Origin of the sequence: Phenylobacterium sp. (genome assembly GCF_016793225.1) — a bacterium.
Lineage (GTDB): Bacteria > Pseudomonadota > Alphaproteobacteria > Caulobacterales > Caulobacteraceae > Phenylobacterium.
On record NZ_JAEUMN010000054.1, the window covers coordinates 1 to 10,843 of the forward strand.

The 10,843-nt window shown below is 71.8% G+C and carries 10 protein-coding genes; 3 read left to right on the forward strand and 7 right to left on the reverse strand.

Going from position 1 to position 10,843, the window contains the following annotated elements:
* A partial coding sequence (locus JNK30_RS06520; RefSeq protein ID WP_293481248.1) for an NAD(+) synthase occupies nucleotides 1-1,095 on the forward strand: 1,095 nt, incomplete at its 5' end.
* 113 nt (nucleotides 1,096-1,208) lie between these two features.
* Here JNK30_RS06520 and JNK30_RS06525 read toward each other — a convergent pair.
* Nucleotides 1,209-3,107 (reverse strand): CocE/NonD family hydrolase, encoded by a 1,899-nt coding sequence (locus JNK30_RS06525; RefSeq protein ID WP_293481249.1) that lies wholly within the window; start codon nucleotides 3,105-3,107, stop codon nucleotides 1,209-1,211.
* Between the two features lie 79 nt (nucleotides 3,108-3,186).
* A complete protein-coding gene (locus tag JNK30_RS06530; protein ID WP_293481250.1) occupies nucleotides 3,187-3,324 on the reverse strand; it encodes a hypothetical protein in 138 nt (45 codons plus the stop codon).
* 98 nt (nucleotides 3,325-3,422) lie between these two features.
* Between JNK30_RS06530 and JNK30_RS06535 the strand changes: the two genes are divergently transcribed.
* Nucleotides 3,423-4,358: a LysR substrate-binding domain-containing protein gene (locus JNK30_RS06535; protein WP_293481251.1), complete on the forward strand. Its 936-nt coding sequence runs from the start codon at nucleotides 3,423-3,425 to the stop codon at nucleotides 4,356-4,358.
* Nucleotides 4,359-4,422: 64 nt separating this feature from the next.
* On the opposite strand, the gene JNK30_RS06540 is transcribed toward JNK30_RS06535, so the two are convergent.
* Nucleotides 4,423-5,247, reverse strand: a complete 825-nt coding sequence (locus tag JNK30_RS06540; protein ID WP_293481252.1) for an outer membrane beta-barrel protein — start codon at nucleotides 5,245-5,247, stop codon at nucleotides 4,423-4,425.
* Between the two features lie 181 nt (nucleotides 5,248-5,428).
* Nucleotides 5,429-6,031 (reverse strand): TIGR00730 family Rossman fold protein, encoded by a 603-nt coding sequence (locus JNK30_RS06545; RefSeq protein ID WP_293481253.1) that lies wholly within the window; start codon nucleotides 6,029-6,031, stop codon nucleotides 5,429-5,431.
* A 148-nt stretch (nucleotides 6,032-6,179) separates the two neighbouring features.
* Between JNK30_RS06545 and JNK30_RS06550 the strand changes: the two genes are divergently transcribed.
* Entirely contained in the window at nucleotides 6,180-8,006 is a 1,827-nt protein-coding gene (locus JNK30_RS06550; protein ID WP_293481254.1) for an ABC transporter ATP-binding protein/permease, read from the forward strand.
* Nucleotides 8,007-8,033: 27 nt separating this feature from the next.
* Here the strand turns inward: JNK30_RS06550 and JNK30_RS06555 are convergent, their stop codons facing one another.
* From JNK30_RS06555 to JNK30_RS06565, 3 genes are all read right to left on the reverse strand, one after another.
* The gene (locus tag JNK30_RS06555; protein ID WP_293481255.1) at nucleotides 8,034-9,785 is read right to left on the reverse strand and encodes an ATP-binding protein; all 1,752 of its coding nucleotides are present in this window, start codon (nucleotides 9,783-9,785) and stop codon (nucleotides 8,034-8,036) included.
* Nucleotides 9,782-10,312, reverse strand: coding sequence for a YfiR family protein (locus JNK30_RS06560; protein ID WP_293481256.1), 531 nt, complete (start codon nucleotides 10,310-10,312; stop codon nucleotides 9,782-9,784). Before JNK30_RS06560 ends, JNK30_RS06555 begins: the two co-directional genes overlap by 4 nt.
* A partial coding sequence (locus JNK30_RS06565) for a TonB-dependent receptor (RefSeq protein ID WP_293481257.1) occupies nucleotides 10,309-10,843 on the reverse strand: 535 nt, incomplete at its 5' end. The genes JNK30_RS06565 and JNK30_RS06560, both read right to left, overlap by 4 nt.

Consider the following 10,843-nt stretch of genomic DNA (forward strand, 5'->3'; position numbering starts at 1 on the left):
GACGACGTGGGCCTGATCCGGCCCCTGGACCGCTTCCCCTTCGTGCCCGACGATCCGGCGCGCCTCGACCAGGACTGCTACGAGGCCTTCAACATCCAGGTCTCGGGCCTGGTGAAGCGGCTGCAGGCGACGAAGTCGAAGCACATCGTCATCGGCGTCTCGGGCGGCCTCGACTCCACCCACGCCCTGATCGTGGCCGCCAAGGCCTTCGACCGGCTCGGCAAGCCGCGCTCGGACATCCTGGGCTTCACCATGCCGGGCTTCGCCACCAGCGAGGGCACGAAGTCGAACGCCTGGGCGCTGATGCGGGGACTGGGTGTCACCGGCGAGGAGATCGACATCCGCCCCTCCGCGAACCTGATGCTGAAGGAGATGGGCCATCCCTTCGCCGATGGCGAGCCGGTCTACGACATCGCGTTCGAGAACGTCCAGGCGGGGCTGCGGACCGACTTCCTGTTCCGCCTGGCCAACCAGCGCGACGGGATCGTGCTGGGCACCGGGGACCTCTCCGAGCTGGCCCTGGGCTGGTGCACCTACGGCGTCGGCGACCACATGAGCCACTACAACGTCAACCCGGGCGTGGCGAAGACGCTGATCCAGCACCTGATCCGCTGGGTGGTGAAGACCGGGCAGCTGGGCGAGGGGGCCAACGCGACCCTCCTGTCGATCCTCGACACCGAGATCTCGCCCGAGCTGGTGCCGGCGGACGCCTCCGGCGCGATCCAGTCGACCCAGGCCAAGGTCGGCCCCTACGAGCTGCAGGACTTCAACCTCTTCCACATCACCCGCTACGGGCTCGCGCCGTCGAAGGTGGCGTTCCTGGCGTGGCACGCCTGGCGCGACGCCGCGCGCGAGCCCTGGCCGCCGCACTTCCCGGCCGAGGCGCGCAACGCCTACGACCTGGCGACGATCAAGAAGTGGCTCGGGGTCTTCCTCTTCCGCTTCTTCGAGATCAGCCAGTTCAAGCGCTCGGCCGTGCCCAACGGGCCGAAGGTGATCTCGGGCGGCGCGCTCTCGCCGCGCGGCGACTGGCGGGCGCCGAGCGATGGCGTGGCCCGCGTCTGGCTCGACGAGCTGGAAGCCAACGTCCCCTAGAGCCCGTCCCGGTCGGCTTGAATCAAGCCGATCCGGGGAGAACGGGCTCGTCGCCCCTTGCCTGGAGCGCATCTTGATCGCCTGCGGGAGCCTCATCCCCGGCGGGATGCGCTCTAGACGGGTCCGCGCGGGATTCTCGCCTCGCCGCTGCGGTCGAAGACGCCGGCGCCGTTCTCGGACGCCTGCACGGTCCAGCTCACGAGGAAGGCGCTTGGCGCCGAGCGCACCACGAGCCGCGTGTTCACCCGGATCGACCAGCCCGGACGCTCCAGCGCGGCGCGATAGACCTTGGCGGCGGCGGCCTGCCGCCCGGCGTCGGTCGGCATCAGTTCGAATCGCGAGGCGACGCGGTAGTCCGTGCCGGTGGCTGGCAGGTGGAAGGCGAACGGCGGCGGCGCGCGGACCAGGGCGCCCGTGAGTCCGCTGGGCAGGAAGCTCTCCTGCGCCGCATCGAGCCAGCGGGCGGCCGCCATCGCCGGTCCCGCCGCGGTGACGGGAGCCTCGAAGCGGGGGCTGGCCGGCGCCGGCCGCCCGGGACGAGGCAGGCGAACCACCACGTCCGCGACGGTGAGCGTCGCCCCCGCTCGGCCCGGCCACAGGGTCGGCCAGCCGTCGGCCGCGAGGGAAAGGCCCAGCCGGTGTCCGGCCTTCAGCCGCCAGGCGACCGCCTGGAAGGGCAGGGCCACCTCGATCGGCTCGCCCGCTTGCGGCGGCGCGGCGCGGCCCGAGCCGTCGTGGAAGGCGAGGTTCAGGGCGCCGGTGGTCATCCGCACGGCCCGGCCCTCCGGATCGATGTCGAGGAGCCGCGCGACAAGCAGGCCGCCCGGCCGGTCGGACGACACCCGGCACGTGAGCACCGGCGCGGAGGCGACCTCGAGGTCGGCGGCGACGGCCACGTCGGCGAAGAGGCCGTCCACCGGCCAGGGTTCGGGACCATCCTCGTACAGGTCCGAAGAGAGCGCCGCGGCGCCGCGCGGCGTCGGCCGGAGCACGACCGGGTCCCGCGCCGTCCGGAACTCGGCGGCTAGGCCGGGGTCGAACGGCCACTCGGCGCCGCGCCAGACGCCGCGCTCCAGGCCGCCCTTGCGGTCGGGCTCGCCCAGCCAGTAGCGGAGCGGCGGCTCGGCCATGACGCCGGTGTCGCGGCCCTTCAGCCACTGGTCCCACCAGCGCAGCGCCTCCTGCAGGAAGCCGATCCGGGGACCCCGCGCGGCCGTCGCGGGCGTCACATGCTCCCAGGGACCGACGATCGTGCGCACCGGGCCCTTCCAGCCGGCGGCGATGCGCAGGACCGAGGTGGCGTACTTGTCGGCCCAGCCCGAGTAGAGCAGCAGGGGCAGGTCGCCCATCGGCGCCGCCTTGGCCTGCCAGTAGCCGTCGCGCTCGGGATGGCTGAGCCACGGGATGACCCAGGGTCGGTTCGCCTCCAGGCGGGCCAGCCAGGCGGCGCGCCAGCCTTCGCCGAACTGTTGCGGGTCCGGGGGCAGGGCGTTGAACATCAGCATCACCCCGGCCCAGTCCACGCGGGCGGCGTACATCTGGCCGCCGAGGTTCTGCACGTCGGTGGTCCAGCCGTCCTCGGAGACGCCACCCAGCACCATGGCCTTCAGCGCCGGGGGCCTGCGCGCCGCGGTCCGCAATGCCGTGAAGGCGGCCCAGGACAGGCCTGAGAGGCCGACGGCCCCGTCGCACCAGGTCTGGTCCGCCGCCCAACCTACGGCGGCGGCCGCATCGTCGATCTCGCCGGCGAGGTACTCGTCACCGAGGAGCCCGGTGGATCCGCCGGAGCCGGCGATGTCCACCGCCAAGACCGCGTAGCCCTGTTGCGCCCACCAGGGCAGGAGGGGCTCGAGGACGGGCCTGAAAAGGTCGAACGCGCGATAGGGGGACAGGTCGAGGATGGCCGGGACCGGGCCGCCGGCCCTCGGCCGCCAGAGCCGCGCCGACAGCGTGCGCCCGCCCGCGACCGGGATGCGCACCCATTCCTCGATCAGCCCGCCAGGCTCGGCCATGGGCCCAGTAGGCGACAGTCCGGCGCCGGACGGAAGACCCCGGTGGCGATCGAGGCGGGCTCGGGGATCCGCCGCGACGCTAGCGCAGGGTGAGCAGGCGCCCGCGCGTGGCGGTCAGGGCGCGCCATGTGCGGGCGAGGGCGCGGAAGGCGGGCGGCGCCCACTCCACCCAATAGCCGAATGGAACGTCCTTATGGATCCGATGCAGCTCTTCCATGTCCGTCTCACGATCTGGTGGTCCGATAGCCAGAGGAAGTGGACCCGGGGGCGTCCTTCGACAAACCGGTTCTGCTGCTGTATGCATAAGCCAGACTTATGTCAGACCCGCTCGCCACACTCCCGCTCAGCGCCATCCGCGTGTTCGAGGCGGCTGCCCGGCTGCTCAGCTTCACACGTGCGGCGGAGGAGCTCGGCATGACCCAGGCGGCGGTGTCCTGGCAGGTGAAGGCTCTTGAGCGTCGTCTCGACCAGCCCCTGTTCCGTCGCCTTCCCCGGGAAGTGGCGCTCACCCCGGCCGGCGAGCGCCTCGCGCGGGCGTCGAGCGAGGCCATGACAGCTCTGAGATCGGCGCTCGCCGACATCGTCGACACCGGCGAGGGCGTCCTGAGCCTGACCACGCTGCTGACGTTCGCCATGCGATGGCTGGCGCCGCGGCTCGGCGGCTTCCAGGTCGCTCACCCGGGCATCGCGGTGCGGGTGGACACCGACTCCCGGGTCAGGGACCTCCTGCGGGGCGAGGCGGACCTCGCGATCCGGGCCAGCCGGGGCGTCGCCGATCCCGCGCTGGAAGCCCACTTCCTCGTGTCCGCGGCGCAGACGGCGCTGGTCTCGCCCGAGGCGATGGCGGCGCTGGGCGCGTCGCCGCGCCCGCATGACCTTATCGCCGCGCCGCGCGTCGGGTCCGACGCCGAGTGGGCCGCGTGGTTTCGCGCCGCGGGGGTCTCAAGCGACGGCCCGTCCCCCGAGACGCCGCGGCTCGTAGCCGACAACCAGGTCATGGAGGTGGCGGCGGCGCTCGCGTCCAGCGGTGTCGCGATCGGCTCGCCCGTCATGTTCGCGGCGGACATCGCGGCCGGCCGTCTTGTCCAGCCGTTCGACGTCTTCATCGGCCGCGACGTGGGATACTGGCTGGTCCACGCCCGCGATCGGCGCCGCGCGCGGAAGATCGCCGCGTTCCGGACGTGGCTGGCCGCGGAGATCGAGGCCGACCCCGCCATCCGGCGCATGCGGGCGGTCGCGCCAGAGCCCTGAAACGGCGAGGCCCTCCCCAGGAAGCCTGGAGAGGGCCTGCAGAACGTTCGGTGACGCGGCGGGCTTAGAAGCGCCAGCCGGCCGTCACGCGGAAGCTGTTGTACTCGAAGTCGTCGTCCGAGCGCAGGAAGTCCGTGCCGGCGGTGTTGACGAGCAGGAACGGGTTGGTCGCCGCGGTCGTCCCGTTGTTGGCCGCGCGGACGCCGTAGTCGTCGTCGTCCAGGCTGGTGCGCAGGAATTCGACGCCGAGGGTCACGTTCTGGGTGATCTTCCGCTCATAGCCGAGGCCCAGCTGGTAGCCCTTGGCCTTGCCGCCGCCCCGCTCCGGGAACGCGTTGACGGTGTTGGTGGTGCGGAAGCTGTGCTCGACGTCGCCCTGGGCGTAGCCGCCGGTCACGTAGAACAGGCTGTCGCCCATGGCGTAGCCGCCGCGGGCGCGGACCGCCAGGGTGTCCGTCAGCTTGCGGGTGAAGTTGTACGCGGCAGGGGTGATGGAGAACGCGGTGACGGCGTCCTGCAGCTGGAGCTCGCTGTACTCGATGACGCCGCCGACGACCCAGTTGCCCGCGAACTGGTAGTCGTAGCCCGCGCGGATCGACAGCTCGTAGTCGTCGTTGTCGTCCTTGCGGCAGCCGCCGGGCGCCGCGTTGGTGTTGAACGAACCGCCGCAGAAGCCGGTCGAGAAGGCGTCCGCGCCGGCCGCCGTGCGGACCGTGTCGCCGAACGTGCCGTCCAGGTTGGTGTCGAACAGCACGCTCTCGCCGCTGCTTTCCGAGCGATCGGCGTAGCCGACGGTCGCGCCGACGTAGAAGCCGGTCCAGTCCTGGGCTTGAGCCGCGCCGGCGGTCATCAGTAGGGCGGAGGCGGTGGCGAGGAGGAGGGTGCGCATGTGGTTTCCATCGGTAGTTGAGAGACGTGCCTCTAGTACGTGATTTGGAAGCCCGACGGATTAAGCGTGTTCGCCGAACTGTTCGGCTGAACGGCCTAGCGCGACCATTTCCCGCAGCAGTGGTATTTCCGCCACGCTACAGAGTTAAGTAGAGGTTAAATCCACGCGGCCCGCGCCGTGGCTAGCCCCTGCGGCCGACGGCGGCTTCGGACGGGTAGAGTTCCCGCCCCTGGCCCAGCAGCGCGGGGACGATCTGGTCGACAGTGTCCACGGCGACCCAGGCCTGCATGAACTCTGGGGGCGTCAGGCGCTCGTCGACGGTGTGCTGGAACAGCTTGAACAGCGGCTCCCAGAACCCGCGCGGGTTGTAGAACACGACCGGCTTGGCGTGCAGGTCCAGTCGCCGCCAGGAGAGCAGCTCGACCACTTCCTCCAGGGTCCCTATGCCGCCCGGCAGGATGATGAAGCTGTCCGAGCGCTGGAACATGAGCATCTTACGCTCGTGCATGTTGTCGACGATGATGTGCTCCACCGTCTCCAGCGCGCGCTCCGCAGCGACGAGGAAGGTGGGGATGATCCCCAGCACCTCGCCGCCCGCACGGTGCGCCGCGCGGGCGGCCGCCCCCATGAGCCCGACCCCGCCGCCGCCGTAGACCAGCCGGATGCCGGCGTCGGCCAGACCCTTGCCGCAGGCTTCGGCCGCCGCCAGGAACGCCGGATCGGCGTCGTCCGACGACCCGCAGAACACGCAGGCTGACTCCAGGCGTTGGCTGCGACGCCGCATTACGCGTACTCCAGTGGGAACGCGGGCCCCGCGCGCCCTTGCAGGCGTGCGGGCCGACCCGAAACGTGGACCATTAGGAGTCGCAAGTTCGAATGAGTCCAGCGTCGCCGCAGATGGAAGGCCCTCGCCGTTGAGTCATGCCGAGATCATGCGCGGCCGCTTCGGCGGTCCGGGCGCCGTCGCCTCTGCGGAAGCGAAGTTCGACTTCTGGGCCTCCATGTCGGACCTGTTCGCCCTGGTCATGCGCTCGGGCGCGCCGCAGTTGCGGCTGCGGATCGCGGCCGCCCTGACGCTGGTCTTCGTGGGCAAGCTCTGCGGCGTGCTCGCGCCGGTCATGCTGGGCGACGCGATCAACACGCTGTCTCCGGCCGCGCGGACCGGGCTGGTGGTCGGCGCCGAGTTCGTGGGCCTCGCCATCGCGTTCGGCGTGCTGCGTCTGATTTCGGCCTGCGCGCCCTACGCCCGGGACGCCATCTTCACCCGGGTCTCGCAGTCGACCATGGCGCGCGCGGCGGTGGAGAGCTTCGGCCACGCGCTGTCGCTGTCGCTGGATTTCCACCAGACCAAGCAGACCGGCACGCTGTCGCGCGTCATCGACCGGGGCGCGCGGTCCACGGACTTCCTGATTCGCAGCCTGATCTTCAGCCTCGGCCCGACCTTCGTCGAACTGGTCCTCGCCATGGTGGTCATGGTCGTGCGGCTCGACTGGCGGTTCGCGCTGACCGCCTTCGCCACCCTCGTGCTCTACGCCGTGATCACGTTCAAGATCACCGACTGGCGGCTGTCGCACCGGCGCGAGCTGAACGAGGCCGAGAACCGGGCCGCGGGCCTCTCGGCCGACGCGCTGATGAACTACGAGACCCTGAAGGCCTTCGGGGCCGAAACCCGGCTGGTGGACGACTACGGCCGCGCGATGGCGCGCTACGTGGACGCCAGCTCCAGGGCCAACGGCTCGCTCAACCTGCTGAACGCCGCCCAGTCGCTGATCCTGAACGTGGGCCTGGCGGCGATGACGGTGATGGCCGGGATGGAGGTCGCGGGCGAGCGGCTGCAGATCGGGGACATCACCACGGCGATCTTCCTGCTGTCGGGCCTCTACGCCCCCCTGGGCATGCTGGGGTTCCAGTATCGCGAGATCCGGCAGGGCCTGATCGACATGGAGCAGATGGTGTCGCTGCGGGAGATCACCCCCGACATCGTCGATGCGCCCGACGCCGAGACCCTGCCGCCCGCCAGCGGCCGGGGGGCGGCGATCGCCTTCGAGGACGTGAGCTTCCGCCATGACGCCCGCTCGTCGGGCCTCCTCGGCGTCTCCTTCGCGGCCGAGCCCGGGCAGACCGTCGCCCTGGTCGGCCCCTCGGGCGCCGGCAAGACCACGGCGGTGCGTCTCGCCATGCGCCTGCTGGATCCTCAGGGGGGGCGTGTGACCATCGACGGCGTCGACATGCGCCGGGTGCGCCAGGCCGAGCTGCGGCGGGCGGTGGCGTTGGTGCCGCAGGACGTGGCGCTGTTCAACGACACGCTCTACGCCAACATCGGCTTCGCGCGGCCCGGCGCGACGGCGGAAGAGGTGAGGGCGGCGGCCGACGCGGCCGAGCTGGGCCCCTTCATCGACGGCCTTCCGGACGGCATGGCGACGCGCGTCGGCGAACGGGGCCTCAAGCTCTCGGGCGGGGAGCGCCAGCGTGTCGGCATCGCCCGGGCCCTGCTGGCGAACCCGCGCCTCCTGATCCTCGACGAGGCCACCAGCGCGCTGGACGGCCCCACCGAGGCGGCGATCCAGGAGACCCTGCGCAAGGTGAAGGCCGGCCGCACCACGCTGGTGATCGCCCACCGCCTCTCGACCATCGCCGACGCCGACCAGATCCTCGTGCTGCGCCGCGGCCGGATCGTCGAGCGGGGGACCCACGCCGAACTTTTGGCCAACCAGGGTGAGTACGCCGCGCTCTGGCGGCGGCAGACGCGGGAAGCCTGAGCTCCTCCGCGACCAGGACGCTTCCGCTCAGCCGACCGCGGCGGCGCTCAGCGCCTCGGCGACGCGGCGCGCGAGGGTCTGGGAGTCGAACGGCTTGCGCAGCAGGGACGTGGGCCGGCCCATGGCTGCGTCGAGCGCCTCGGATTCCGCGTAGCCGCTGGCGAAGATGATCGGGAGGTCGGGGCGCGTCGCCAGCGCCGCGGCCGCGAACTCGGCCCCGGTCATTCCGGGCATGGCGTAGTCGACGATCAGCAGGTCCACGGGCTCTTCCGCCAGCTGTTCCAGGCCGCTCTGGCCGTCGCGAGCGGCGATGCAGCGATAGCCCATCGCCGTGAGCGCCTCGCACACGAACGTGCGGACGCCATCGTCGTCGTCGACCACGAGGATCCGTGCGCCGGCCACGGCCTCAGGCGTCGGCACAGCCGCTTCGCCCTCGGCCCGCGGCGCGTCGGGCGCCAGGGGCAGCAGCATCGTCACCGTGGCGCCCTGGCCCGTGGCGCTTTCGAGCCGCGCCGTGCCGCCGGCCTGCCGGGCGATGCCGTACACCTGGGCCAGGCCAAGTCCGGTGCCCTTGCCCACGCCCTTGGTGGTGAAGAACGGGTCGAAGGCCCGGGCCCGCACGTCCTGCGGCATCCCCACCCCGGTGTCGGCCACCGAAAGCCGCAAGTAGGTCCCGGCCGGCAGCTCCGGATCGCCTTCGACCGAGATCCGGGCGGTGGAGACGACCACGTCGCCGCCGTTGGGCATGGCGTCGCGGGCGTTGATGCACAGGTTCAGGACCGCCAGCTCCAGCTGCGTCTCGTCCGCCATCACCGTCTGCTCGCCGTCCCCCACCTCGAAGTGAAGGGAGACCGCCGTCCCCAGCGCGTTCGGAAGCAGTTCCCTCAGCCGCGCGATGACGGCGCGGACGTCCACCGCCCGGATCTCGAGCTTCTGGGCGCGGGAGAAGGCCAGGAGCTGCGCGGTGACCCGTGCGCCACGCTGGGCTGCCTCCTGGCCCAGCCGGGACCAGCGGGCGACCCGCTCGGCGTCCCCCGGATTGCGCGAGATGATGTCCAGCGCGCCCTGCACGGTCTGCAACAGATTGTTGAAATCGTGCGCGATTCCGCCAGTGAGCTGGCCCAGGGTCTCCATCTTCTGGGCCTGTCGCAGCGCTTCCTCGGCGGTCTCGCGCCGCTCGATCTGCTGCTGAAGCCGCGCGTTCAGCTCGGCGAGTTCGGCGGCGCGCGCGCGGGACTCCCGGGCCGCCCGGGCTTGCTCCGCCTGCGCGGCCTGCGCCAGCACCACGATCAGGATGGCGGTCAGCAGCAGCAGCGCGACACCGGCATGCCGCTGGACCACGGCAAGCGGCGGCTGGACGGCGCTGCGGACATAGACGCGACCGATCTCGCGCCCCTCGTGGGTCACCGGAGCGACCGCCGCGGCGCTGCGCCCGCCTTGGCGGGGCACGGCGTCGGCGCCGCGCCTGGGCATGGGCTGGGCGCCCGGCGTCTCGAGCATCGCGATCGGGGCGCCCCGGCCATCGTAGACGGCCGCCGCCGACACCTGAGGATCGGCCGCGAGGGCCCCGACGAGTTCCCGCGCCGCGATGGCGTCGGCGAAGACCACGGCCGGCTCGACCGTGGCGGCCAGGACCCGCGCCTGGGCCTGCAGGACCTGTGCGCGCGAGGCCTGGAACGTCCGCTCGTTGAACACGCCGATCACGAGACCGGCGATCAGGAGCGCGATCGCGCCCCACATGGAGGCCACCGGACCGCGGAGGGGCAGGGCGCTGGTCATGCCCCCGGGTCCACCGAGAGATTGAGCAGCTTGGAGCTGACCGTCAGCCGCGACTGTTCGGCGGCGCGCCGGTCGATGTGGAACCGCACGCGGTTGCCGCGGAGCACGAACTGGATCACCACGCCGGGCTCGTGGACCTCCGCCACCGTCAGCACGGGGGCCGTCAGGACGGCGCGCGCCGCGGCGGCGACCGACTGGGCCGGAGAGCCGCCGAGGTAGGCGATGTCGCAGCCCGAGCCGGGCGAGATGACCGACAGGCGCCGTACGGCGATCGGGCGGCCGTTGATCGTCTGGCCCTGCACGGCCCGGTCCAACGTCGGGCCGAACGGGTCGCGACCCACCACACAGATCTGGACCGGAGCGCGCGGCGCCGCGGAGCCTTCGGGCCAGGATACGAACGAGCCGAACCGGTGCAGGAAGGCGGCCTTCACGGCGTACTCCAGCGACCCCTCTTCGCCCGCCGCCCGTTCTGCGAGGCCGGCGAATGTGGCGGCGACCGCGATGGCGAGGCGCCCGATCACCGTCACCAGCCGTAGCGGAGCGAAACCTGGAAGTTGCGCCTCATCTCCGTTCGCCGGGGCTCGGTGGCTTCGGGGTGCGACGCGTCCAGCAGATTGAGCCCGGCGAGGGCGACCTCGACCCGGTCGGTGATGCGCCAGTTGATCCGGGCGTCCGCCTCGGCATAGGCCGGCGCCCGCAGATATCCGGGTGTGCGCTCGGCCGGCACGTCGTCCACGTATCGCAGGCGGACGTCCACATCGATGCGGTCGGTAGGCTGGTACTGCGAGCGGAGCAGGACCTGGAAGTCCGGGTCGTGGCCCGCCGCAGCCAGGTTGGAGCGATCCAGGGAGCCGCGGGCGACGCGGAAGTCCTTTCCCAGCGTCGAGCCGCCGAGGCTCAGCCGCCAGCGCTCGGTGACATCGAAGTCGCCCCAGGCCTCCACGCCCCAGGTCTCGCCCTCGAGACCGTTGCCGATCCGGATCGGGAACACCGTGACCGGCGTCGTCTCGTTCGAGCGGATGCCGCGATAGTCATGGTAGAAGACCGTCGCCGAGACC

Coding starts and splice junctions, on each gene's coding strand:
- JNK30_RS06555 (WP_293481255.1), bottom strand. CDS start 9,785: ATGACCAGCGCCCTGCCCCTCCGCGGTCCGGTGGCCTCCATGTGGGGC.
- JNK30_RS06545 (WP_293481253.1), bottom strand. CDS start 6,031: ATGCGGCGTCGCAGCCAACGCCTGGAGTCAGCCTGCGTGTTCTGCGGG.
- JNK30_RS06550 (WP_293481254.1), top strand. CDS start 6,180: ATGCGCGGCCGCTTCGGCGGTCCGGGCGCCGTCGCCTCTGCGGAAGCG.
- JNK30_RS06530 (WP_293481250.1), bottom strand. CDS start 3,324: ATGGAAGAGCTGCATCGGATCCATAAGGACGTTCCATTCGGCTATTGG.
- JNK30_RS06540 (WP_293481252.1), bottom strand. CDS start 5,247: ATGCGCACCCTCCTCCTCGCCACCGCCTCCGCCCTACTGATGACCGCC.
- JNK30_RS06535 (WP_293481251.1), top strand. CDS start 3,423: ATGTCAGACCCGCTCGCCACACTCCCGCTCAGCGCCATCCGCGTGTTC.
- JNK30_RS06525 (WP_293481249.1), bottom strand. CDS start 3,107: ATGGCCGAGCCTGGCGGGCTGATCGAGGAATGGGTGCGCATCCCGGTC.